The sequence below is a fragment of the Rhizohabitans arisaemae genome (assembly GCF_025996515.1).
GTDB classification, from domain to species: domain Bacteria; phylum Actinomycetota; class Actinomycetes; order Streptosporangiales; family Streptosporangiaceae; genus Rhizohabitans; species Rhizohabitans arisaemae.
Map to the genome: position 1 here is coordinate 660,642 of NZ_BLRH01000060.1, position 23,665 is coordinate 684,306.

The following is a 23,665-nucleotide window of genomic DNA, read 5'->3' on the forward strand; positions in this document are numbered from 1 at the left end:
GCAGGTCGCCGTCGTGCCAGCGGTTCCCGCTGGAGTGGGTGCTTCACCCTTTGGCATATGCGTACCACCCACCCAGCGATCAAGACCCAGGCAATCCTTCTGCAGGTCAGAGCGATCCCCACCATCGTTCGGCAAGCATCACCGCATAACTGCGGCATAGTAGGACATGTGTGTCATTCAAAGCCTTCGGACCACCACGAAACTCGTGCCAACGCATCTCTCAAGTCTGAGCACATCTGCTACATCGCAGCTTCGGCCGGGGGCCGCATCAGCCCGGCATGGTGCAGCTTGACGTTTGAAGATAAGCTTCGGAAGATTTCACCGGATATCACCGAGAAACAGATCACCACCCCCGAGCTGCTTCTCTACGAAGACCACAAGCTGGAGATCTACTTCGTTCCTTTCGACTGGGTGAATGTCAGCGCTCGAGTGATGCTTGTCGGCCTCACGCCGGGCCGCCATCAGATGCATCTAGCCCTCAAGACTACTGCCCGCGCACTACAGAGCGGCAAAACCCTCAATGAGGCGCTCAAGGAAGCAGACGAAGTAGGAAGTTTCGCCGGTTCGATGCGCACCAACATGATCTCCATGCTGGACGGGATCGGACTTGACGGGGTGCTTGGACTCAACAGCACAGCACAGCTATTCGACGACCGGACCGATCTTCTCGCAAGCACGTCGGCCATTTGCCACGCGGTCTTCATCAAAGGCGCAAACTACTCCGGTTCTCCGCAAGTCGATCGGCATCCTGTGCTCGAAGCATTCGCCCGTCAGGTCCTCAACAAGAACTTGGAGATGGTTCCCGACGCTCTGGTGATCCCGTTGGGCAAGGGCGCGCGCGAGGCTGTGGAGCTCACGACTGTCTTACCTGACCGGATTCTGTACGGTTTTCCGCATCCTTCCGGTGCTAACGGGCATAGGGCGCGCCAGTACAATGCGATGCGCGATCAGATGACTCAACGAGTCCGTACATGGGCGCGAACTTTCTGATCAAGCATTGGATTCACCACCTGTCTGGTCGAGTTGAGTAGATTCGACGAGTTCGGGTTCGTACTAGCCGAACCGGGGCTTCTTCTCCAGGTGATTCGCGAACACGGGGAATGGTGCAGCACCACGGTCCAGGTGCTGACGGATCCACAATATCGGCCGGACCCCGATCCGATCACCTCAGGTCCAGGCAGTCGGGCCGACGGGCCGGTTCATCCATGTCCCCGCCGGAGGACCGTACACCCCCGAAAACCGGCAGGGCCCGCGCGACGGGCTTGGAGGTGATCGGCCTGATGGTCGGCCCGGTTGTGATTACTCTCGCCTGGCAGGATGCGTCGGCCGGATCTACTACACCAAGGTCACCGCCCGGAGTGACGGCTTCACCTTCCCGCTGCGCTGGCGGGAGTCCTATCTGTGGCAGGTCCGACCGGGTGTGGCGGGACCCACCCGGTGTTCCGTCGCCGTCCATGTGCCGGACTCTCCACACGCGGGAGGTCCTGCCGTCTACCGGCTGTTCGAGACGGACAACGCCGTCGGGGACAGCATCGTCGACCTGGTCATCGATCAGTTCACTCACCGCGGTTCATGGGTGACCCACACGGTCGCGGTGGCCGACGCGACCGACCTGACCGTCCGGCTCGTCGACACCGGTCCCGGCTCGCACACCGTCACCGTGGACGCCGTATCCATCGCGTGCTGACAGCGTCACCACTGTGGTTAACGACCGAAGCCTGACCAATATGGACTCACCATAAAGCGGTTTTCATTGCAATATTTCGGATATTCCAAGTGCACCAGAAATTCTGGGGATATCCAGCGACAATGTCGTGGTGGCCGTAGAAGCAGCTGTCCTGGGGTTGGGTAAGGCGGTGGGAGAGCAGGCTCTGCGCACCTGGCTCACCTCCCGATCGAGTGCCGAGAACCGTAACAGGGATCTCGTCGATCTGATGCGCTCCCGCTTCCCCGACCAGTTGGTACGCCGCAAGGCTCAACGCCAGATCGAGGACATCGCGGATGCGGTTACCGCGCGCGTGCTGAAGGTCTGCGCGCATGAGTTCCCCGGTCTCGGCGACAACGATCGTCAGGCTGTGGTTGCCGAGGTGACCGAAACCCTCCAGCAAGCGGACCTCTCCGACCACGCCCTACTCGCCGCCGACGCCGATCATGTACGGCTCGCGCAGGCCGTTCGCGAGAGTCTGCCCATCCCCAAAGACCTCGGTGAGGCGGCATCCCGGCTCTACGAGGTGGTCCTGGACGAATGCTGTGACTGCCTGGTCCGAATCGTTCGCCAGCTACCCGAGTTTCAGCCGCGCGCGGCAGCGGAAATGCTCGCGCGGCTGTCCGGCGTGGGGGAACAGATCGCCGCGGTACTCGAACGACTGCCGGTCCGGACACTTGACGCTCCCGACGGTACGGACCACGACGCCGAATTCCGCCGCCGCTACCTCGAACACGTCTCACAAACCCTGGACACCCTTGAATTGCTGGGCATCCGGGTTGAGCGGTTTCTGCCACGCACCTCCCTGAGCGTGGCTTACATAAGCCTGACCGTCTCGGCCATGCGCAGCAGGGTGAACCCCGGGTCCTGGCACGAGGCAGCAAACGAGCCAGCGACCATGCGAGTGGAGAGCGCCCTCGGGCAAGGACGCAGAATGCTGCTCCGGGGAGAAGCCGGGGGTGGCAAGAGCACGCTGCTGCGCTGGCTGTCGATCACAGCCGCCCGGGGCGGGTTCGCCGGGGAGCTGGCCGAATGGAATGGCTGCGTACCCTACCTGATCAAGCTCCGCAGCTACGCCGACCGCGAGCTGCCCAGGCCCGAGCAGTTCCTCGATCTCACGGCCGGGGCGCTGGCCGGGCTCATGCCGGCCGGCTGGACACACCGGCAACTGGCGTCGGGGCGTGCCTTGCTGCTGATCGACGGTGTGGACGAGCTCACCGGCAACCAGCGTAAGGCGATCCGCCCATGGCTGCACGGACTGCTGACCCAGTTCCCCGGCATCCGGGTGGTGATCACGAGTCGCCCGTCAGCCGCCGCCTCGGCGTGGCTGGACGAGGAGGGGTTCTCACCCGCGTTCATGGAGCGGATGACTCCTTCGGATACCCGGGCGCTGATCGAGCATTGGCATGAAGCGATCAGAACCAGATCAGATCTGCCGTGTTCGGCCGAACAGCTACCCGTCGTCCAAGCCAGGCTTCTCTCACACCTCGACAACGCCCCCCACCTTCGGGCGCTGGGGGCGACACCACTGCTCGCCTCCATGTTGTGCGCGCTCAACCTCGACCGCTCGTCGCAGCTGCCACCCGACCGAATGAGTCTGTACGCGGCGGCGTTGGAGATGCTACTGGAACGGCGCGATGCGGAACGGACCATTCCCAGCTATGGGGACGTACACCTGGACCGTGCCCAGAAGATCCAGGTTCTGCAGGAGCTGGCCTGGCAGCTCTCCGTGACCAACCGGGTTGAGCTCGCCAAGTCGGCGGCGCTGGCCCGGGTGGAAAAGGTCGTGGCAGCCATGCCGCGCGTCCAGGCCACCGGTGCCCAGGTCCTGGATTACCTGATCGACCGCAGCGGAGTGATCCGAGAGCCGGTGGACGGACGTATCGACTTCGTCCACCGGACCGTACAGGAGTACCTGACCGCGCGGGCCGCGGCCGAGGACGGCGACATCGAGCCATTGGTGCTTTACGCTAACCGCGATCAGTGGCGCGAGGTCGTGGTGATGGCGGCTGGGCACGCAAACGGGCCAATTAGGGAAGCGCTTCTCAGCGGCCTGCTCTCCCGTATAGCGAATGAGCCTAGACAAGCCAGACGACTTAAGGTGCTGGTTTGCGCATGTCTGGAGACTCTGCCGTCAGTGCCCGACCGATTGCGCGGAAGAGTGGACGAGTGCTTGCAAGCCCTAATTCCGCCACGTGACACGGCTTCAGCACGGTCGCTGGCGCTCGCTGGCCAGGTGGTGCTTGACCGGTTACCCAGAGATCTCAGTCGGCTCTCATCGGCCTCCGCCCGTGCCTCGGTCAGAACAGCCTGGTTGATCAATGGACCCCATGCCCTCGATCTGCTGGCTCGCTACGCTTCCGATGGAAGGCCGGAAGTCGAAGATGAGTTGATCACGGGCTGGCGATACTTCGATCCCGAGCTCTATGCCAAGCGCGTGCTCTCTTCCATCAAGGCACAATCCAATTCCCTGCCGATTCATACCACCAGACAGCTTGAGGCGCTTCCTTATATCGCCCCACAGAACGCGATAAGCATTTATCTACCCCACACAGAAGACCTGACCCCATTATTATCCCATCAAGAGTCACTTAAAGTCCTCTTCATACTCCCTGCCTCCAAGGAGGCCCTGCAGATTGTCCGCCACCTGAGCAATCTGACTAGCATAAGCACAGGAGGCATGGATGAGATCGGATTTCTTTCAAAGCTCGACCAACTGATGAACGTACACCTTTATCAGGCACACAAATTGACCGACCTGACCCCACTAAACAGCTTAGAAAATCTAAAACATCTCACTATCGTGAATGCCGGCCTGCTGACCGATTGGGAAATGCTGCCGGCACTCAACCGCTTGGTTTCGTTTAGTCTCTCACGCGTGCCACTGGCAATAGACTCTCTCCACGAGTTAACCCAGAGAATCCCCCTGCTCAAAGCCTTGCATCTACGGCACTACGAGCATCTGTCCAATCTGGCCGTACTCTCTAAACTAAATCTACTACAACTCGATCTCTGGGGTACGAAAAGTCTCCACGACATCTCCCCCATTTCGGGATGCACCACACTCACCTCACTGGATCTCGGCGGAACGCGTGTGGGGAACCTTAGCCCCCTCACCGCCCTTAAGAAGTTGAGAGCCGTTGGCCTCAGCAACTGCCGCGAGATTCGAGATCTCTCACCATTGGCCGATCTGAGCAACCTACGCCAACTATGGATAAACAACTCTACACCGAATCTCGACCTTGCCCCACTGGCCAAGAATGAAAACTTGAGAGTCTATATCAAATCCGGCCAGGAAGTGCGAAATAGCCACTTACTTAACAAGCGGCCCAAGAAACTGATTCACTGAGCAGTGATCAGAATATTTGGAAATCCACCGCGAATCCAGGAGAATTCCTGGGCTCAAGATCCAAAGTAGCCGCTCCACGATTATCCAGCGAACGCAAAGCCATCTTCACCCATTCAAGAAGTCGATCAGGGCGGGGGCCAGGGTTTCGTTGGGGACGCCGTGCCATTCGCCTTTTAGGGTCAGGTGGCGGCCTTGGGGCAGGGCGGCGGCTGCTTGCGCGGCCCAGGTGCGGAGGCGGTCGTCGCTGGATTCGCTGTTGACGACCAGGGCGGGGACGGTGACGGACTCCAGGACTGAGCGGGTGACGGCGGGGGTGATCCGGCAATCGTAGGCGAGGGTGTGGGCGATGCCTTCCAGCAGCGGAAAGTAGGGGGCCTCCCGCATTCCCTCGATCATCTCGGCGGGGACGCCGATGCAGGTGTTGAAGTGGACGACCGCGTCGGCCCGGCGACCGGCGGCGATCAGTTCGTCGATCTCGGCGGCGAGGTCGTCCTCCTGCGGCGGCTGGTCGAGGACGATCGGTGGTTCGAGGAGGGTGAGTCTCTCGATCGGCAGTCCGGCCGCCGCTCCGAGCAGGGCCAGGGAAGCGCCTGAGGAGAAGCCGTGCACGAACGCCGACCCGCCGTTCGCCTCGATCAACGCCCCGAGGTCCTCCACTTCCCGTTCCACCGCGTACGGCAGGGTGTCGCCGCTCTCGCCGCGACCCCGCCGATCGTAGGTGACCACCGTGAAACCGTCGGCGAGGTACCCGGCGAGCACGGCCATCGGCCCGAACCCGCGGAACCCGGATGCCGCGTCGACCAGGATGAGCGTCGGTCCCGCCCCGACCCGCTCGAATCCGATCCTCGTCCCGTCACGTGACGTCACCGTCGCCATGGCAACCCTCCGTCCGCCGACCACCGACGTTACCCGGCACCACCGACAATCCCGCGACACCGGCCGGCTCACACGGTGATGACGACTTTGCCGGCGGCGTGGCCTCGTTCCTGGTAGGCGAGGGCCGATGGGATCTCGTGGAAGGGGTGGCAGCTGTCGATGACCGGGCGGACTCGGCCCTCCTCGATGAGCCCGGTAAGGGTCAGCAGGTTGTTCCGGGTTTCGGTGGAGCGGATCACGTTCGTTATGGCGGTCCGCTGGGATACGAAGGGATCGGTGGCGAGCGCGCTGACATAGTGGCCGATCGGGCTGAACCACCGCCCACCTGGCCCGCCGACTATGACATACGCGCCGCCGCGGACCAGTGTCCGCCGACAGGCCGAGACGGGACGGCCGCCGGCGGTGTCCACGAGCAGGTCGAAGCGCCGGCCGCCGCGGGTGAAGTCCTCCTTGGTGCGGTCGATGACCTCGTCGGCGCCCAGTGAGCGGACCAGGCCGGTGTTGCGGGGGCCGCACACGGCCGTCACCTCGGCACCGAACGCCTTGGCGAGTTGTACGGCGAACGTGCCCACGCCCCCTGACGCGCCGTTGACCAGGACCCGCTGCCCGGCTTCGATCCGGCCGTCGTCGCGGAGCGCCAGCAGGGCGGTGAGGGCGGCCAGCGGAACAGCCGCCGCCTGTTCGAACGACAGGCCGGCCGGCTTGGGCGCCAGATCGCTCACGGCGACGCACGCGTACTCGGCGAATCCCCCCTGCTTCGGCATCCCGTACACCTCGTCGCCAGGCCGCAGCCCCTCCACACCCGGTCCCACCGCCTCGACCTGCCCGGCCACGTCGGCACCCAGGATGGTGATCTTCGGTCGGCGCCGGCCCGGCCCGTCGCCCATCAGCCGGGCGACGTACGGCTCGCCCCGCATCATGTGCCAGTCGTAGGGCTGGACGGAGGTGGCCCGCACCTTGACCAGTACCTCACCGGCTCCGGGCGTCGGGATTTCGATATCCTCCAGGGCGAGTGTCTCCGGCGTGCCGAACGAGCGCAGAACGAACGCTTTCATCGCAGTCTCCTCATCCGCTGTGGCTTCGGGACCGTCAGTGTCGCCCCGGTCGCCAAGGCGGCGGAACGGCCGAAAGTACGACGGCCAAGCCCGCCGATCGGCGGATACCGGTCCGGCCGTCACGCCGATGAGCCGGCGTCTTCCCGCAGTCACCATCGGGCCATGACTCATATGACGACCAGGCGTCCGGCGGGCCGGCTCGTGCCCGCCGGGCTGATCCTGCTGGGCGCGGCTCCCCTGGCCGCCGGAGCGGCCGCCCTCTCCGTGTCCGCCGCGGACACGGGGTCGGCGCCTCCGCTGCCGGTGCTGCTGCACGCCCTCGCGGCCGCGCCGTACACGCTGCTGGGAGGCTTGCAGTTCGCGCCGGGGCTGCGCGCCCGCAGACCCGGATGGCACCGTGCGGCGGGGCGGCTGCTCGTGGTGTGCGGGCTGGCCGTGGCGCTCACCGGACTCTGGCTGGCCGTCGCGCACGCGCGGGAGGACGGGCCGCTGCTCACCGGGTTCCGGCTGGCGGCCGGTTCGCTGATGGCCGGCTCGATCGTGCTGGCGTACGCCGCGATCCGGCGCCGGGACGTCGCCCGGCACCGCGCCTGGATGGCTCGCGGGTTCGCGCTCGGCCTCGGCGCCGGCACCCAGCTGATCCTGTTGGCGTCGGCGAGCGCGATCGCCGGCCCTCCCGACCCGTTCCCCACAACGCTGTTGACGGGATCCGCCTGGGTGATCAACCTGGCCGTGGCCGAATGGGGGGTACGGCGTCAGCGCCTGACGCGGCCGGTCTCGTAGGCCCACATGGCGATCTCCACCCGGTTCCGCACACCCAGTTTGGCGATGAGACTCGCGATGTGGCTCTTCACCGTGCTGGGCGAGATGTGCAGCTCTTCGGCGATCTCGGTGTTGGTCAGGCCGCGCGCCACGGTGACCAGCACCTCCTCCTCGCGCTCGGTGAGCGGGTCGATCGGCTGCGAGGGAGGTACGGAGCGACCGCTGCCGGCGAAGGCGCGCAGCAGCCGGGCGGTGACGCTCGGCGCGATGAGGGCATCTCCCGTGGCGGCCGCGCGAACCGCCTGGGTGAGCATGTCGGTGCCGGCGTCCTTGAGCAGGAACCCCCGGGCCCCGGCCCGCAGCGCGGCGTAGACGTACTCGTCGAGGTCGAACGTGGTGATGACGACCACGGCGACGGGGTCGGGAACGCCGGGGCCGGCCAGGATGCGGGTGGCTTCGATGCCGTCGAGGCGCGGCATGCGAATGTCGAACAGGCACACCTCGGGGCGTAGCCGGCGGGCCAGCTCGACGGCCCGCCACCCGTCGGCGGCCTCGCCGACCACCTCGATACCGGGCTGGGCGTCGAGGATCATCCGCAGTCCGGTGCGGGCGATCTCCTGGTCGTCGGCGACGACGACCCTGATGCTCATGACGCCGCCCGCGGCAGCTCGGCGGTGACGGTCCAGCCGCCGCCGGGGTCGGGACCGGCTTGGCAGGTGCCGCCCAGCAGGCCCGCCCGTTCGGCCATTCCGACGATGCCGAACCCGGAGGACGGGGTACGGGGGACGTGCTCGCCGTCGTCGCTCACCCGCAGGCGGACCGCCGTAACGTCGGCCTCGGCTCGCACCTCGATGCGGGTGGCGTTGCGGGCGTGCCGCCGGGCGTTGGTGACGGATTCCTGGGCGATGCGGTAAATCGCGGCCTCCACCGACGCGGGCAGCCCGTCGAGGTCACCGGTGACCTCCACGTCGACCGCCGGACCGGAATTGTGATGATCGGCTAGTTCCCACAGGTCGGCGAGGGGTCTACCGGGCGTCAGCTCGGCCGGTCCGTCGTGGCGCAGCAGGTGCACCATGGCGCGCATCTCGGCGAGCGCTCGCGACGCCTCGGCCTCGATCACCCGCAGCGCCTCGTCTGCGGCCCCGGGCGTCTGCGACATGGCCAGGCCGGCCTGTGCCCGGATCGCCATGGCCGAGACGTGGTGGGCCACCGTGTCGTGCAGGTCGCGGGCCAATTGTTCGCGTTCGAGCAGCTTGACCTGGTCGAGCTCGCGCAGTCGCGCCCGGGCTCGGTAGCGGAACGCCGCACCCAGCGCAATGGCCACGGACATCACGACGAACGCGGCCACCACGTCGGCCGGCGCGATCCGATCGAGCCCGAGCGAGAGCAGGACCGAGCCGACCATGACGGCCAGACCGATCGCCGTCTCACGCCCGGATCCCCATCTGAACAGCGCGTACACCATGATGAGCAGGAACGCCATGGTCCACGTCTCGATCTGCTCGCCGACCGTGAACACAGAGACGACGGCCGTGACGGCGAACGGCACCACCACCGCGAGCAGCGGGCGGGTCCGGCGCCACAGCAGCGTGGGCACCAGCGCGATCGTGATCGCCACCGAGAGGGCCGGCCAGCGCAGGTCGGGCCGGAGCAACCCTTCAAGCAGCGCGGCCGGGACAAGCACGGCCACGAGCGCCCAGTCGCGCCACACCCGCTTCGGCGGGTTGGGGGGAGCGGGCTCGTACCACACGGAGCGGGCAAGACCGTGCACTCGCCCATCGTACGCCCACCCGCCCCTCCGTACGATCTCGACCGCATCTGCCCAAATCTGTGCAAGGTCAGGGTCCCACGGTGGCATTCGGCGCCATGTGGCCGCCGATTCCGCCGAGGATGCCCCGTCTTCCGAGCGAGTCGGCGTAGCTCGCGCGGTCCACGGCGTGACCGACAACGATGCGGTACGGGCTGAAGCCGGCGCAGCCCGTACCGGATCTATGGGGGTGAGACCGCCTAACGGGTGGGTGCGGGGATTCGGGTGGCAATGGAGTCGAGGAGGAGTTCGAGGCCGAAGCCCCCGTCGGCAACGGCCGGGTCACCCACCCAGCGGTTCGTAGGCGTCTCCCCACTCATTGAGCACCGATGGAGGTAGTTCTGGCCCGGCTCCTGGAAACCGTGAGTCTCCCCGGCTACATCCTTCGTGATTACCGCGCGGGACCGTACGTCAGTCGTCGCAGCAGGTTCTCGGCCGGTCCTCTCCGTCCGCGGGGAGCCAGGCGGGCGGCGAGGATCACGGTGGCCAGCCAGGTGAGCACGGCGATGCCGGAGGCGGCCGCGTCGCCGACCCGGGTGCTGAGACCGCCCGCGTACGGGGCGAAGACCGCGACGAACACGACCGACTGCAGCAGGTAGCAGGTGAGCGACCACTGGCCGCACGCGACGAGGGCCGAGACCACCCGTCCCGGGGTCCGGCGCTGAATGCGGTCCGCGAGAAGCCCGATCAGCGCCGCGTAGCCGAGGCCTCCGGCGATGCCGGTGAGGCTGTGCACCGCGTACGCGGCCACCGAGACGGTGGCGGACGGTACCCAGAGCCGGGTGTCGACGAGGGTCAGCGGGAACCCGCCGACGATGGCGATGCCCAGGCCGATCGCCGCCACCCTGGACAGCAACGCGCGGTGCGAACCGGGTTCGTCCAGCAGACGGCGGCGAGCGGCCCAGATGCCGAAGAGGAAGGCGGAGACGACGCTCACGGTGAAGAAGGTGGGCGTCAACGCGGACCAGCCGATCAGCCGCGTGACGGCGGCCTCGATCGGGTCGGCGATCGCGGCGGGCGTGTCGCCCTTCTCGGCGGACACGGTGAACATCCCGAACACGGCGAGGACGACGACGTGCAGGACAAGACCGACCCCGGCCGCCCAGAGGAGCGCCCGGTCACGGCGCCAGACGAATCCGGCGAGCACCAGCCCGACGAGTCCGTACGCGCCGAGGATGTCGCCGAAGAACAGCAAGGTGGCGTGGCAGAACCCGAAGACCAGGAGCCAAAGGCTCCGGGCCCGCAGCACCCGGCGTATCTGGGCCCGGCTTCGGCCCGCGGCGGCTTGGCGGCTCGCGAGCTGGACCAGCCCGTACCCGAACAGCGCGGCGAACATGGGGAGCGCCCGGCCGTCCACCAGCAGGATCTGGACACCGGCCACCAGCCGGTCGAGCGGGCTGCCGTCCAGGGCGTACCCGCGGAAGCCCGCCTGGTGGCCGGACAGGTACATGTGCGCGTGGGCCAGCGCGATGAGCAGCAGCATCAGGCCTCGGGCCAGATCAGGGGCCAGGGATCGCTGCGCAAGCGGTACGGCCCGCCGAAGCGTGGCCGATGGGGCGACGGACATGGGTATCCCCCGGAAAATAAGGTACACGACTGTAGCTTGCAGGATTTAGGCTAAGCTACAGCCGTGTACCTAAGCAAGGGGATGGCAATTGAGTGATCCGGGTGGCCGAACCCGGCGGCGCGGCGAGGAACTGCTGAACGCGATCTACACCGCGGTGCTCGAAGAAGTGGCCGAGTACGGCGTCGGCCGGCTGACCATGGACGGGATCGGCAAACGCGCCGGAGCCGCCCGGACCACGCTGTACCGCCGCTGGTCCGATCCGGTGGACGTGCTCATGGACGCGCTTTACCACCTGCACCCGGTCGAAGAACCGACCCTGGGAGCCGACGACCTGCGCGGCGACCTGATCCGATCACTTCAGCTCATGGCCACCTGGGCGGTCAGCCCGGCGGGCCGTGCGGTCTCGGCCATCCTCACCGACCCGCAGCGCACCCCGCAGATATCCCAGGAGCTGTTCGAGAAGGTCTTCTCCCATCGGGGCGGCACCTTCACCAGCACGGTGCTACGGCACTACGCCGACCACGGCCGATTCCCCGCCCACCTGCTCACCCCGATCGTGGCCGACATCGGCGAAGCCCTGGTCATCAAGCGACTGCTCGACACCGGAACGCCCCCCGGCGACGACGACCTGGCCGCCATCGTCGACCAGGCCATCCTCCCCGCCATCGGCCTGAAGCCCGGCTGCTAGTCCCCGCTCAGAACCGGCTCTCGGAGACGACCCCGAGACGCAGATGAGGGACACGTCGACGACGTGCCCCTCATCCAGAGGTGTGAGCCGAACCCTGCGTCAAAGGCCTGCGTGCGTTTGCCTAGGGTCGACGCCGGCAAATTCGGTCCGAAGGCTACTTTGCGGTCGGCGGAGAACTACGAGGGTAGTCGTAGACGGCCAGAGTCACCGTTCCCGAGCGCTTCCGGTAATCAGGGATATCGGTCACCAGCCGAATCTTGATGGTCACGGTCTTCTTGTTGCCCAGCTGGTCCTTGTACAGTACAAATCCCCCTCCTAGCCTCGCACGGGAATACGAGCACCAGCTAAAGAGATTGATCAGACGACCGTTCACCCGGAGCTCATCTTTGATTCGGTGGGCGATGCTGCCTTGGCAGTTGACATCGACAAGAATCGACTGATTTGGTTTCGGAACCGTGAGCGTCACTTCACGGCTGTCCGGCCAAGTGATGCTCTTCTTCGCGATCAAGGTTGAACTGGCCTGACCAGGGTACTTGCGGACAGCGGGCGGCTCAACCGCTTTGGGCGCGGCTTTCAACGTGGCCGGAGGCGTCCACTCGTACACGCCGAATCGCCATTGTTTCAGCTGATCCCGGTCGGCTTCCCCTTTGAGCATGAGAGCGTCGATTTTGAGTGACACCTTCTGCGCCTCTGCTGGGATCCACCCCACGTCGACCGCTCGCTTGGTCTCGCATCCGGTGTACAGCAAAGGCCTGGGCACCCTGAACCGTGTGGAGCCATCCACCTGTGCCGAGACCGTCACCGCCGGCCCCGCGTTGCTCGACGGGCAGTCCAGCAGCACGGCCAGCGGCTTGCCCCGCACCTCCACATCGACCTCCGTCGATGTCTCGCTCGGGCCGTCAAGCGTTGCCGTGGCCACCCTTCGGTAAACCGTGCCGTCCTCCTCCGTGTACTGATCCGGGAACCCGTCGTCGACGGCGGCCGATGTACCGGAGAGGGAGACGCCCGACGTACTCAGGTGGATCTTGTCGGAACCCGCCAGGGTTCCCGACGCCGCCACGGCGACGGCGGTGACCCCGGCCACGGCGACGGCTGCGCCGAAAGCGCTGAACCTGCGCCGCCGTACCGCACCCTCCTTGACACACAGCGCCGCCCACGAAATCGGGCGGTCGAGCGCGGGACGGCTGCCTGCCTCCAGGAGACCACGCAGATCACGGAGATCTCGTTGATCATTGGGCATGTCTACCCCCTTCTCACCAATGTGGATGTGACCGACTCGTCGACCCGCAACCTGGCCAGCGCCCTGCTGGTCTGGCTCTTGACCGTCCCGACGCCGCAGCCAAGCGTGTCCGCCGCCTGCGCCTCGGTCATGTCCTCGAAGAACCGCAGGACCGCCACGGCCCGCTGCCGGGCCGGCAGCCGGCCCAGCGCCCGCCAGACGAGCTCGCGCTCATCCGCCTGCCCCATGTCATCGACCGGCTGCGGGCGATCCGGCGGCGCCCCCGTCGTGATCTCCGCCTTGCGCCACCGCCTTCGCCACCACGACACATGCACATTGACCATGATCTTGCGCACGTACGCCTCGCGCTCGTCGCCGATGCGCGGCCAGGCCAGCCAGGCTTTCATCAGCGCCGTCTGCACGAGATCCTCGGCCGCCGGCCAGTCCATCGTGAGCAGGTACGCGGTACGGAGCAACCGATGCCATGCCGTGGCGACGAAGGAGTCGTACTCCGACCGATCCGCCATTCACGGTCCTCCCTCGGGTTGACTGTCGCCCCTACTACGCCGACAGCACCGAAGAAGGTTGCCTAAGGCCGCGATCCCGGCCTTTCAAGTTGCAGCCGTACCGCCATGATGCCCGCAGCTGTCCGGTACGGCCTACGGCCGCGCGATCAGTGCGCCCAGTGGAACCAGAGGTCGAGAACGGACTGGTGGGGACGCCGGGGACCGACCACGCCGCCCGCTACTTCGTACCGGGTGGGCTGTGGGAGCGCTCGGGACCTATGAGCTCGACGTCGACCCTGATCGGCAACGGGCCTGGGTCGGACGCTTGTACAGGTTCGCCGACGACTGCTCGGACGGCGGTGACGTCACCCGGTGACCTGGTAGGTGTGTACCTCGGCGTCGCGGATCTGCGCCGCCTGCTCAGGCTCCGGACCTGTGCCGCGGAAACGCTCCACGTCCTCCGCCGACCGCCAGCACTCGTACACGTTGATTCGGCCTGCCTCGATCAGGTCGGCCGAGAGGGCGAAATCGAGACAGCCGGGCGCGGTTCGCGCCTGCTCGACCACCCGGCGGCACCCGGCCAGGTAGGCGTCACGATCGTCGACGTACAGCTTTCCGGAAACAATGATCATGCTGATTCCTCACTCAGGCGGAGTCTCGGTCATCTGTTCCGACCTTGGCCCCGGTGAAAAGTCATCGCCGTCCAGCCACCCGTTTGGTCAGACCTTCTCGGGAGATCAGCCGCCGACGGCACCCACTAAGCGGACAAGGGGCACGTCACTGACGTGCCCCTTGTCCAGAGGTGCCGAAACCCTGCGCAAAAAGCCCTGGGGGCGTTTGCCTGAGGTCGGCACCGGTGAAGTTCGGTCCGGCGGCTATCTCTCGAACCTCGCATCCTCATTCATCTCGAAGAGGGCCAGGGTAATCGTCCCCGGGCGCCGCAGATACTCGGGGACACCGGGCGCCAGCCGGATCTGGAAGGTCACCGTCTTCTCGCTGCTCGGCACCTTTTCCGGGATCGTTCCCCCGATGCTAGTAGGGAACCCGTCGCGGCAGTTGCCGAGGTCATAGAGAGGACGTCTGTTCACCCTGCTCTCGACGGTAAGCCGGTTGACGATGTCACCTCGGCAGTTGACCACGACGAGTATTCGCTTGCCCGTGTTCGGAACAGTGATCGTCACTTCACGGCTACTCGGCCACGTGACGCTCTTCTTCCCGATCAAGGTCATTTCCGTCTCGCCCCGTTTGTTCTTGCGGACAGCGGGTGGCTCGAGTACTGGAGGCGGGGCTTTCATCGTTGCCGGCGGTGTCCACTCGTATACGCCGAATCGCCATCGTTCCACCTTCGCGTGTTGCCCACTATCCCTCTGCAGGGTGGCGCCGAAGCTGAGCGACACCCTGCGCACTCCGGCCGGGATCGGCCCCACGTCGACCGCTCTTTCGGTATCGCATCCGAGTGCCACATCGGGTGAACGTGAGAGCGGCTTGGAGGCACCTTCCGCCCTTGCCTCGATTCGCACCAGATTGGAGTGATGGTCCCGCGGACAGTCCGACAGGATGGCCAGCGGCTTGCCACTCACCGCCACATGGACCTTCACCGACTTCTCGCGCGGGCCGTCGAGCGTCGCGGTGGCCACCCTTCGGTAAACCGTCCCGTCCTCCTCCGTGTACTCAGCCGGAAGGCCGTCGGCGACAGTCGCCGTGCCGGAGAGGGAGGCGTCCGACGTACCGAGACGGGCCTTGTCGGAACCCGCCAGGGTTCCCGATGCCGCCACCGCCACGGCGGTGACACCGGCCACGGCGACGGCTGCGCCGAAGGCGGTGAATCGGCGGCGCCGTACGGCACTCTCCTTGACGCACAGCGCCGCCCACGGAATCGGGCGATCAAGCGCGGGACGGCTGCGTGCCTCCAGGAGTTCACGCAGATCTCGCTGACCGATGGGCATGCCTACCCCCTTCTCACCAGTGTGGATGTGACCGACTCGTCGACCCGCAACCTGGCCAGCGCCCTGCTGGTCTGGCTCTTGACGGTCCCGATGCCGCAGCCAAGCGTGTCCGCCGTCTGCGCCTCGGTCATGTCTTCGAAGAACCGCAGGACCACCACGGCCCGCTGCCGGGCGGGCAGCCGGCCCAGCGCCCGCCAGACGAGCTCGCGCTCATCCGCCTGCTCCATGTGATCGGACGACTGCGGGCGATCCGGTGGCGCCCCCGTCGTGATCTCCGCCTTGCGCCACCGCCGTCGCCACCACGACACATGCACATTGACGATGATCTTGCGCACGTACGCCTCGGGCTGGTCGCCGATGCGCGGCCAGACCTGCCAGGCCTTCATCAGCGCCGTCTGAACAAGATCCTCGGCCGCCGGCCAGTCCATCGTGAGCAGGTAGGCGGTACGGAGCAACCGATGCCATGCCGTGGCGACGAAGGAGTCGTACTCCGATCGATCCGCCATTCGCGGTCCTCCTTCGGGTTGACTGTCGCCCCTACTACGCCGACAGCCCCGAAGAAGGTTGCCCCCACCCCGGCGCAGGTCTGCCGCCGTGGGCTTGTGAGGTCTTGTACGGGCTGCGCCCGCGAAGCCGTACCGAACGCGGGGCCGCCGACAGGTCACGCGACTTGCCGGGATGCACGCATCAATCTCGCGCGAACTTCTCCTGACTCGACGGTATCGGGAATGTCAGACTTAGAGAACGAACCGGTGGCTGATCGGTGGGGAGCCATGGCAGGGGACGGCGAGGATCACCGGCTGGGTGACGACGATCCCCGGCAGGTAGGCGACTACACCCTGGTCCGCCGGCTGGGCGAGGGCGGCATGGGCGCCGTCTACCTTGCCCGTGATCCGGATGGTCGTGAGGTCGCCGTCAAACTGCTGCACCGGAAACTCGCCGCCGACACCGACTTCCGCCGGCGCTTCGCCCGTGAGGTCGCCGCGGCGCGCCGGGTGGCCCGCTTCTGCACCGCCGCAGTCCTGGCGGCCGATGTGACGGGGGACATCGTCTACCTGGTCACCGAGTATGTTCCCGGTCCGACCCTCCGAGAGGTCGTCGACGGTCAGGGTCCGCTCTCCGGAGCCAACCTGGAGGCCGTCGCAGTCAGTGTGGCCGTCGCGCTGCGGGCGATCCACGGCGCCGGCGTGATCCACCGCGACCTCAAACCCGGAAATGTCCTGATGTCGCCGGTGGGACCGAAGGTGATCGACTTCGGCATCGCCCAACTGGCCGAACCCGATGCCCACCTAAGCAGCATCATCCTCGGGACGCCCGCCTTCATGGCACCCGAACAGGCCAAGGGCGAGCTGCTGACCCCGGCCTCCGACGTGTTCTCCTGGGGATCCCTGGTCGCCTATGCCGCCACCGGACGCCCTCCGTTCGGCGAGGACTCCATCCCCGCGATCCTGTACCGGCTCGCCCACGACGAGCCCGCCATTTCCGGGGTCGAACCCGCCCTGCGCAAGCTCGTCGCCCTGGCCCTGAACAAGGATCCGGCAAGTCGGCCCAGTGCTCAGGAGCTGCTCGACGCCCTCACCGGGCAGCCTGTCCAGCCGCGCGCCGAGCAGCCGGGGACGGTCCAGCGTCTCCCGGCCTCCCGCACCGGCACGACCCGCCGGGTCCGGCTGCTCGGCGGCCTCGCCGCGGCAGCCGTACTCGCCGTCACAGGCACTATGCTCGCCGTCCAAGTCCCGCAGTCAGGACCAAGCACATCGCCGACACCGAGCGCCATATCCGAAAGCACCGGCGGAAACTCCTCGCAAACCACGATCGCCGACACCGCCGATACCGGCAATCCGCTGCACGACACCGCGGTACGGCTCTATACAAGCCCGAACGGAGACGCCGCGCGCCAGGCAGAGGCCTGGCAGCGTGCCGGGCGGTCGGGCGACGCCGCACTCATGCGGGCCCTAGCCGAGGTCCCGCTGGCGCTCTGGCTGGAGCGCTCGACCGCGGCGCAGGTGGGCCGCCAGGTCGCGGCCATCGTGCGCGCGGCGGAGCGGCGGAACGCCGTACCGATCCTGGTCACCGATCGTATCCCGCTGCGGAGCTGCGCCGAGGGCGGCGCCGCGGACTCGGCCGAGTACCGTGTCTGGATCGACGCCGTCGCCAAAGCCATCGGCGACCGCAGGGCCGTCGTCATCCTGGAGCCCAACAGCCTGGCCCTGCCTCCGCGTTCGGAGAACTGCCCCCTGGGCGACGCGGATGCGGAGGCGGCGAGGTACCGAGAACTGAACGGCGCCGTCGAGCGGCTCGGAAAGCTGCCGCACACCTCGGTCTACCTGGACGGAAGCATGGACGGCTGGCCCACTCGCGAGCTCATGGCGGCTCGGCTGATCAGGGCGGGGGTTAGCAAGGCCGACGGCTTCGCCCTCAACGTGTACAACCACCAGCCGACCACCCTGCTCCTGGCATACGGCGTGAAACTCTCCAAATGCCTCCATGCCATGGCGTCGAACGGGGGTCGCGGCTGCACGGACCTCGAGATCGCCGCTGTTCCCGACGCCGCTCCCGGACTGTCCCGTTTCGTGATCGACACCGCCAGAAACGGCAAGGGGGAGTGGACGCCGCCGTCAGGCAGGTATCAGGACCCTGAAGTGTGGTGCAACCCGCCAGGACGAGGTGTCGGGCTCCGCCCCACCACCCGCACCCCGCACGGGCTGGCCGACGCCTACCTGTGGATCCGCCCGCCCGGCCTGTCCAGCGGTCGCTGCCCACGCGGCACCGGCCGTGAGCGGGACCCGCTCTACGGCGTGATCGCCCCCCACGCCGGTAACTGGTGGGCCCGGCTGGCCCTGCAACGGGCCAAGGACGCCGTGCCGCCGCTGCGCTAGTCTCCGCCCCGGGTTCCGGTACGGCGCATGCGGCGCGAGTCCGCCAAACCTTGCGCCAATCGGCCGAGTCGTGGCGGGCCTTCCGGCATCGTCCGTGAGATCTTCGGGGGCGAACAGCGGAGAGAGGAGGATGCCATGCCCCGGCGAGTCCAAGTCGAGGGGGATCTGTACCACGGCCGCGTGCCGGAGGGTGCGATCTATGTGGGCCGCGCCGCCCCAGGGCTGAAGGCGAGCCCGTTCCACAATGTGTTCCGCCCCGGCAAGGAGGCCAAGGACCGCGCGGAAGCCGTGGAGATGTACCGGCAATACCTCGCAAACGACCCCGAACTCGTCGCCCGTGCCCGTACCGAACTCGCCGGACACGATCTCGCCTGCTGGTGTTCCCTTGATCATCCGTGCCATGGAGACGTCCTGCTCGCCGTAGCCGCCGGCGAGGACCCCTGAACCGAAGCGGATACGGCTGCCGCCCCTCCAATACACCGATCGCAGCCGGGCTGGTCAGGCATCCGCCCGGTACGCACGTAGAAAGATACGTATACCGCCTTCGACCAGCCGGGCTATCTCCGCGTCGCCGAGGGGTACGGCTCCGTACCAGGTGCGGTGGTTCACCCGGCCGGTGACCAGCAAGCCCAGAAACTCGGCGGCCTCCATCGGATCCGGGGTGTCGAGCAGCCCCTGCTTGTCCAGCTCGGCCAGCCGGTCGGCGAGTGCGTGCTGAACGGAGTGGTTCTCCGGGGTCGGCTCCAGCAGCGCTGGGAAGTGCGACGCTTCCGCGATCATTAGGCGCATGACGGCTGCCCGCTCCGCCGATCGCGCGATCTCGGTGGCGAACTCCCGGCCGAAGGCGGTCAGTGCGGCTTCGATGTCGTCGACATGGCCGAGTGTGCGTTCCAGCAGCCGCTGAAACGCCGCCGTCTGTGCACTTTGAGTGTCTTTCAGGGTTGAGAGGAACAACTGTTCCTTGTCTCCGTAGTAGTCGTAAATCGTGCGCTTGGAGACTCCGGCGCTTGCGGCGATCGCGTCGACGCTCGTGCGCGCGTATCCCTCCCGTAGGAAGACCTGGAGTGCGGCGCCGACGATTGCGGCCCGCTTGGCCGGTGACCCCTGACGGAGCGGGGGCGAGCTGTCCATCATGAACTTACTGTACCGTGCAGTGTAGTCAACTACACTGCACGGTGTAGTTTATGTCCATGAGTGAAGCCTCCACCCGGCTCGATAGGGCCATACTGCAGCTCAGCGCCGTTGTCGTCCTCGGCTCCATCACCGCCATGCTGGATATGACGATGGTCACGGTCGCGCTGGCGGATCTGACCCGTGCCTTCGGCGTCTCCGTCACCACGGTTCAGTGGGTCAACACCGCATACCTGCTGTCCATCGCAATGGTTCTCCCGCTGACCGGCCGGCTGGCCGAGCGATTCGGCAGCCGGGCGATGTGGCTGTTCGCGATCACCGTGTTCCTGGCCGGCTCAGCGCTCTGCGGAACCGCTTGGTCGTCGGAGAGCCTGGTCGTGTTCCGTGTCGTACAGGGGATCGGCGGCGGCATGATCGTGCCGCTGAGCATGATGATCCTCATGCAGGCCGCCGGGCCGGAGCGCCGGGGTCGGGTGATGGCCGTCGCCACCGTGCCCGCACAGGTCGCCCCCATCGTGGGGCCCCTGCTCGGGGGCTTGATCGTCGAGAGTGTCGGCTGGCAATGGATCTTCTACGTCAACGTGCCCATCTGCCTCGCTGCGCTCCTGCTCTCCCGTCGCGGTATTCCCGACGACGGCCGACGGGAGCGGCGCCGCCTGGATCTGCCGGGGCTCGCGCTGCTCTCCCCCGCCATCGCGCTGATCGTCTACAGCCTGTCCCTGACCGGTACGGCCGACGGCTGGACCCTCCCGCTGGTCGCCGGCGCGACACTGTTGGCGGCCTCGGTCCTGTACGCGCTTCGCGCCCCCACCCCTCTGCTCGACCTGCGGCTGTTCACGTACCGCGGATTGGCGACCGCCTCGGTGCTCAGCTTCCTGTCCCGGTTGTCGATCTTCGGGGCGTTGATCCTCATGCCCCTGTACCACCAGGAGGTCCGCGGCCACAGCGCCCTCGCCGCCGGGCTGCTCCTGGCCCCCCAAGGTCTCGGCACCATGCTCGCCCTGCCCTTCATCGGAAAACTCACCGACCGCATCGGCGCCCGGCCGGTCGTGCTGTCCGGAATCGCCGTCACCGCCCTTGGCATCTTCGCCTTCACCCAGGTGACGGCGAACACCCCCGACCTGATCCTGGCCGTCTCGCTCCTCATCTGGGGCATCGGAATCGCCGCCGTCGCCGTCCCGGTGTCCACCGCCGCCTACCACGGCCTGCCCCCTGCTCTGATCCCCGGTGCGACCAGCGCCGTCACGGTCGTCCAGACGGTCGGCGCCTCGGTCGGCGCAGCCGTACTGACCGCGATCCTGCTGGAGCAGACCACCCGGTACCCCGGCCTGCCGGCCGCCGCCTACGCGGACACGTTCCAGTGGATCCTCGGCTTCACCGTCCTCACGCTGATTCCCGCGCTCCTCCTCCCGGCACGGCGCCCCCTGTCGGCCTGACGTCACCGCTGATCGGGGCCGACCCTCACCGAGCGGAAGCGTCGGAGGAGGTACCAGAGCAGCCACGCTTGGAACAGCCCCGCGAGGGTCAGCAGCGCCATGAGGAGAAGCGGATCGGCGACGTCGATGAGCAGTAGATCCCAGAGCCATGCGATGAGCCACCCCAAAGGCACGGTCACCGCGATGAGAGCGACACCGGACAGCAGAATCGGATCCTGCACGGTGAGCAGGATCACCGCCGAATAGAGACCAAGCGCCAGCACCACCACGCCATAGCCACCTGCGACAAGCGCCGCGAACCGTCCGCGCCGATCAGTGCGAGTCCTGTTACGCATCGGTGCTGCCCCCTTGGCATCCAATGTGACATCCGAAAACTCATTCGCATGATCAGTCTGCCCAATGGAACCAGACGTCGTAAACAAGGTACGGCGGATCCCCGAGAACGCCGTCGACCCTAAGATCCGGCAAAGCCCGTCGACGCAGCAGCTCAGGATCGGCGCATGTGATCCCGTGGCGCTCCAATACCCTGGTGACCTGCTCACAACCCCGATCCCAGCCCCGCAGCGGCATCCGGGCCGCACGCTCGGCCGTCGGCATGGAGCGCATTCCACCGCTGGAATCATCCGTGCGCTCACCGGTCATCACGCAAGCGACGGGGGCGAGGCGGCACAGCAGGAGTGTGATCCCTTGAACCTCGATCCCCCCGCCCGGTCCGACCCGGCGGGCGGTGCCGTCGCGCCGGGTCAAAAGCACATCGACGTAGGACGCATAGCCGGAGCCGTAATTATCGAATTCGGCGTGGTGAACGAGGAGCTCAGGACCTCGATGCAAATCGGCGACCACCCTGCGGAGATAGCCTTCGACCAATTCGGACCCCGCCTCCCAGGGCCCACCCTCCACCGGCGCCGCTTTCCCACTAGCTGCACGGGCCTGGTACTCGGGATCAAGCAGTAGATCTTCCTGCCGAGGAGACACCGCACGACCGTTATCCACTGAGAACAACCTCCAACCGTCAACCGAATGAATGTCGCCCGAGTCCACGCCCATCGCGCACGGTCTTTCGCAGGCGGAGCCCGTATCGGATGGGGGTTAGGTCAGGGTGGAGTCGAGGAGGATGGTGGTGCCGATGAGGATGAAGACGGCGGGTACCAGCCAGTGGCCGTACCGTTCCACGGCTTTGATGATCTTGCGGTGGGAGCCCAGCCAGGAGCCGGCCAGGCACCAGGCGGCGACCAAAAGGGCGAACACCGCGACGGTGATCAGGCTGTCGGTCAGGCCGATGGTACGGAACATCGGGGTGTAGACGGAGATGTTGTCCGCGCCGTTCGCGATCGTGACCCCGGCCACGGAAAGCAGCCCGGTGGCCACGACGGCGGACGGTTCGTCGCCGTCCGCCCGGGCGCGGCTCGCCCCGACGAGACCGCGGACGCCGAGGGCGATCGGGATGAGGCCGAGCAGTCCCACCCATCGGTCGGGCACGATCGTCAAGCCGAGTGCCGCGATGGCCGAGATCGCGATCAAAGCGCCGATGCCGGTGTACTGACCGGCCCAGATCTGCCAGGGGCGCGGTCGACCACCGGCGCGTGCCGCGAGGAACAGGACCGTCAGCACGATGAGGTCGTCCACGTTGGTCCCGGCGAAGACACCGGCCGCGGCCAGGACGGTGCCGGCGAACTCTGTCACGATCGATCAGGGTATGGCGTGAACAGCGAAGTGCCCACCCAGAGACCTCACGCCCGCAGGGTCGCCCGATAGCGGGACGGGGATGTCCCGTACCGGGCGGTGAACGCCTGACGGAGCGTCTCGGCGGACCCGAAGCCGCAGCGGGCGGCCACGCTCGCCAGGGGTGACGAGGTGCCGGTCAGAAGACGGGCCGCCGCTTCGGTACGGGCGTTCCGTACGAAACGTCCCGGGGTTTCCCCCAGGTGTTCGACGAACAGGCGGGTCAGGTGCCGTTCGCTCACTCCCGCGCCCGCTGCCAGGGTTGCGGTGCCCAGGTCCCCGTCCAGGTGGGCGGCGATGTGGTCGACGGTCCGTCTGACCAGGCTGTTCGTGGTGGCCGAGGCGGTGGTGAACATGCTCATCTGGGCTTGGTTGCCGGGCCGGTGCAGGTAGGTGACCAGGCCACGGGCGACCGCTCGGGCCAGCTCGGCGCCGTGGTCCTCCTCGATGAAGGAGAGGGTGAGGTCCAGGGCGCTGGTGACCCCGGCCGCGGTGGTGACGCTTCCGTCGCGGATGTAGATCGGCGTGGGGTCCACCTCGATTTGGGGGTAGGCCCCGGCGAGTTCCGCCGCGTACCACCAGTGTGTGGTGACACGCTTGCCGTCGAGCAGACCGGCGGCGGCCAGCACGGTCGCCCCGGTGCACACCGAGGCCGTCCGGCGGCTCTCCCTGGCGAGGCGGCGGACGTGCGCGACGATCCGCGGGTTCTCCGCCGCGGCCTTGTGCCCGGACCCGCCGGAGACGACCAGGGTGTCGAGTGGCCCGCGGAGTCGTTCCAGGGAGTGCCCGCTCCGCAGGGCCAGACCTGAGGAGCAGGTGATGGTACGGCCGCCGGGCGTGGCCACGCCTACGGCGTACGCCGGGCGGGCGCCGAGTCCGTTGGCCACGGTCAGGCTGGTCGTCACGCAGGCGATGTCCAGCAGCTCGGCCGCCTGGTACCCCACGACGACCACGCGTCGAGCTTCCACGAGCCCCACCCTACGTCGGAGTGACTTGGATCCCAAGATTTCGGACTATGTC

23 protein-coding genes are annotated in these 23,665 nt (G+C 67.0%); 8 read left to right on the forward strand and 15 right to left on the reverse strand.

Annotated features, from left to right (window positions below; all coding sequences use genetic code 11):
* The first annotated feature begins 57 nt into the window (after positions 1 to 57).
* The 3 genes from RUR_RS31535 to RUR_RS31545 all read left to right on the forward strand — a co-directional run bounded on the left by RUR_RS31535 (position 58) and on the right by RUR_RS31545 (position 5,054).
* Entirely contained in the window at positions 58 to 990 is a 933-nt protein-coding gene (locus RUR_RS31535) for a uracil-DNA glycosylase family protein (RefSeq protein ID WP_283138869.1), read from the forward strand.
* Positions 991 to 1,456: 466 nt separating this feature from the next.
* Positions 1,457 to 1,687, forward strand: a complete 231-nt coding sequence (locus RUR_RS31540) for a hypothetical protein (RefSeq protein ID WP_283138870.1) — start codon at positions 1,457 to 1,459, stop codon at positions 1,685 to 1,687.
* Positions 1,688 to 1,817: 130 nt separating this feature from the next.
* Positions 1,818 to 5,054 (forward strand): NACHT domain-containing protein, encoded by a 3,237-nt coding sequence (locus tag RUR_RS31545; RefSeq protein WP_283138871.1) that lies wholly within the window; start codon positions 1,818 to 1,820, stop codon positions 5,052 to 5,054.
* A gap of 105 nt (positions 5,055 to 5,159) precedes the next feature.
* On the opposite strand, the gene RUR_RS31550 is transcribed toward RUR_RS31545, so the two are convergent.
* Positions 5,160 to 5,930, reverse strand: coding sequence for an alpha/beta fold hydrolase (locus RUR_RS31550; RefSeq protein ID WP_283138872.1), 771 nt, complete (start codon positions 5,928 to 5,930; stop codon positions 5,160 to 5,162).
* A gap of 68 nt (positions 5,931 to 5,998) precedes the next feature.
* Positions 5,999 to 6,985 carry an NAD(P)-dependent alcohol dehydrogenase gene (locus tag RUR_RS31555; protein ID WP_283138873.1) on the reverse strand — a complete coding sequence of 329 codons (987 nt, stop codon included), beginning with the start codon at positions 6,983 to 6,985 and terminating at the stop codon, positions 5,999 to 6,001.
* A gap of 162 nt (positions 6,986 to 7,147) precedes the next feature.
* On the opposite strand from RUR_RS31555, the gene RUR_RS31560 reads away from it, so the two are divergent.
* Positions 7,148 to 7,768 (forward strand): DUF2306 domain-containing protein, encoded by a 621-nt coding sequence (locus RUR_RS31560; protein WP_283138874.1) that lies wholly within the window; start codon positions 7,148 to 7,150, stop codon positions 7,766 to 7,768.
* On the opposite strand, the gene RUR_RS31565 is transcribed toward RUR_RS31560, so the two are convergent.
* The 3 genes from RUR_RS31565 to RUR_RS31575 all read right to left on the reverse strand — a co-directional run bounded on the left by RUR_RS31565 (position 7,741) and on the right by RUR_RS31575 (position 11,121).
* Entirely contained in the window at positions 7,741 to 8,397 is a 657-nt protein-coding gene (locus tag RUR_RS31565; protein WP_283138875.1) for a response regulator, read from the reverse strand. The two genes, RUR_RS31560 and RUR_RS31565, sit on opposite strands and share 28 nt — an antisense overlap.
* Positions 8,394 to 9,518, reverse strand: a complete 1,125-nt coding sequence (locus tag RUR_RS31570) for a sensor histidine kinase (RefSeq protein ID WP_283138876.1) — start codon at positions 9,516 to 9,518, stop codon at positions 8,394 to 8,396. Before RUR_RS31570 ends, RUR_RS31565 begins: the two co-directional genes overlap by 4 nt.
* 427 nt (positions 9,519 to 9,945) lie before the next feature.
* Positions 9,946 to 11,121: a DUF418 domain-containing protein gene (locus RUR_RS31575; RefSeq protein ID WP_283138877.1), complete on the reverse strand. Its 1,176-nt coding sequence runs from the start codon at positions 11,119 to 11,121 to the stop codon at positions 9,946 to 9,948.
* A gap of 88 nt (positions 11,122 to 11,209) precedes the next feature.
* Here RUR_RS31575 and RUR_RS31580 point away from each other — a divergent pair, with 88 nt between their 5' ends.
* Entirely contained in the window at positions 11,210 to 11,809 is a 600-nt protein-coding gene (locus RUR_RS31580) for a TetR/AcrR family transcriptional regulator (RefSeq protein WP_283138878.1), read from the forward strand.
* A 154-nt stretch (positions 11,810 to 11,963) separates the two neighbouring features.
* Here RUR_RS31580 and RUR_RS31585 read toward each other — a convergent pair whose 3' ends face one another.
* The 5 genes from RUR_RS31585 to RUR_RS31605 form a co-directional block, all read right to left on the reverse strand.
* Complete coding sequence (locus RUR_RS31585) at positions 11,964 to 13,049, reverse strand: hypothetical protein (protein WP_283138879.1); 1,086 nt, start codon at positions 13,047 to 13,049, stop codon at positions 11,964 to 11,966.
* A 2-nt stretch (positions 13,050 to 13,051) separates the two neighbouring features.
* Positions 13,052 to 13,555: a SigE family RNA polymerase sigma factor gene (locus RUR_RS31590; protein ID WP_283138880.1), complete on the reverse strand. Its 504-nt coding sequence runs from the start codon at positions 13,553 to 13,555 to the stop codon at positions 13,052 to 13,054.
* A gap of 344 nt (positions 13,556 to 13,899) precedes the next feature.
* The gene (locus tag RUR_RS31595; protein WP_283138881.1) at positions 13,900 to 14,166 is read right to left on the reverse strand and encodes a putative quinol monooxygenase; all 267 of its coding nucleotides are present in this window, start codon (positions 14,164 to 14,166) and stop codon (positions 13,900 to 13,902) included.
* 243 nt (positions 14,167 to 14,409) lie between these two features.
* Positions 14,410 to 15,480, reverse strand: a complete 1,071-nt coding sequence (locus RUR_RS31600) for a hypothetical protein (RefSeq protein ID WP_283138882.1) — start codon at positions 15,478 to 15,480, stop codon at positions 14,410 to 14,412.
* Between the two features lie 2 nt (positions 15,481 to 15,482).
* Positions 15,483 to 15,986 carry a SigE family RNA polymerase sigma factor gene (locus RUR_RS31605; protein WP_283138883.1) on the reverse strand — a complete coding sequence of 168 codons (504 nt, stop codon included), beginning with the start codon at positions 15,984 to 15,986 and terminating at the stop codon, positions 15,483 to 15,485.
* Between the two features lie 267 nt (positions 15,987 to 16,253).
* Here RUR_RS31605 and RUR_RS31610 point away from each other — a divergent pair, with 267 nt between their 5' ends.
* Both RUR_RS31610 and RUR_RS31615 read left to right on the forward strand, forming a co-directional pair.
* Positions 16,254 to 18,356: a glycoside hydrolase family 6 protein gene (locus RUR_RS31610; RefSeq protein WP_283138884.1), complete on the forward strand. Its 2,103-nt coding sequence runs from the start codon at positions 16,254 to 16,256 to the stop codon at positions 18,354 to 18,356.
* Between the two features lie 135 nt (positions 18,357 to 18,491).
* Positions 18,492 to 18,800 (forward strand): DUF4326 domain-containing protein, encoded by a 309-nt coding sequence (locus RUR_RS31615; RefSeq protein ID WP_283138885.1) that lies wholly within the window; start codon positions 18,492 to 18,494, stop codon positions 18,798 to 18,800.
* A gap of 54 nt (positions 18,801 to 18,854) precedes the next feature.
* Here RUR_RS31615 and RUR_RS31620 read toward each other — a convergent pair whose 3' ends face one another.
* On the reverse strand, positions 18,855 to 19,490 hold the full coding sequence (locus RUR_RS31620) for a TetR/AcrR family transcriptional regulator (RefSeq protein WP_283138886.1): 636 nt from the start codon (positions 19,488 to 19,490) through the stop codon (positions 18,855 to 18,857).
* A 56-nt stretch (positions 19,491 to 19,546) separates the two neighbouring features.
* Between RUR_RS31620 and RUR_RS31625 the strand changes: the two genes are divergently transcribed.
* On the forward strand, positions 19,547 to 20,923 hold the full coding sequence (locus tag RUR_RS31625; RefSeq protein WP_283138887.1) for a DHA2 family efflux MFS transporter permease subunit: 1,377 nt from the start codon (positions 19,547 to 19,549) through the stop codon (positions 20,921 to 20,923).
* Positions 20,924 to 20,925: 2 nt separating this feature from the next.
* On the opposite strand, the gene RUR_RS31630 is transcribed toward RUR_RS31625, so the two are convergent.
* Genes RUR_RS31630 through RUR_RS31645 form a run of 4 tightly spaced genes read right to left on the reverse strand, consistent with a single transcriptional unit; the run spans position 20,926 to position 23,613 of the window.
* Complete coding sequence (locus RUR_RS31630; protein WP_283138888.1) at positions 20,926 to 21,258, reverse strand: SCO4225 family membrane protein; 333 nt, start codon at positions 21,256 to 21,258, stop codon at positions 20,926 to 20,928.
* Positions 21,259 to 21,310: 52 nt separating this feature from the next.
* Positions 21,311 to 21,970 (reverse strand): hypothetical protein, encoded by a 660-nt coding sequence (locus RUR_RS31635; protein WP_283138889.1) that lies wholly within the window; start codon positions 21,968 to 21,970, stop codon positions 21,311 to 21,313.
* 42 nt (positions 21,971 to 22,012) lie between these two features.
* Positions 22,013 to 22,606 (reverse strand): cadmium resistance transporter, encoded by a 594-nt coding sequence (locus tag RUR_RS31640; RefSeq protein ID WP_283138890.1) that lies wholly within the window; start codon positions 22,604 to 22,606, stop codon positions 22,013 to 22,015.
* A gap of 47 nt (positions 22,607 to 22,653) precedes the next feature.
* Positions 22,654 to 23,613: a GlxA family transcriptional regulator gene (locus tag RUR_RS31645; protein WP_283138891.1), complete on the reverse strand. Its 960-nt coding sequence runs from the start codon at positions 23,611 to 23,613 to the stop codon at positions 22,654 to 22,656.
* Positions 23,614 to 23,665: the final 52 nt, after the last annotated feature.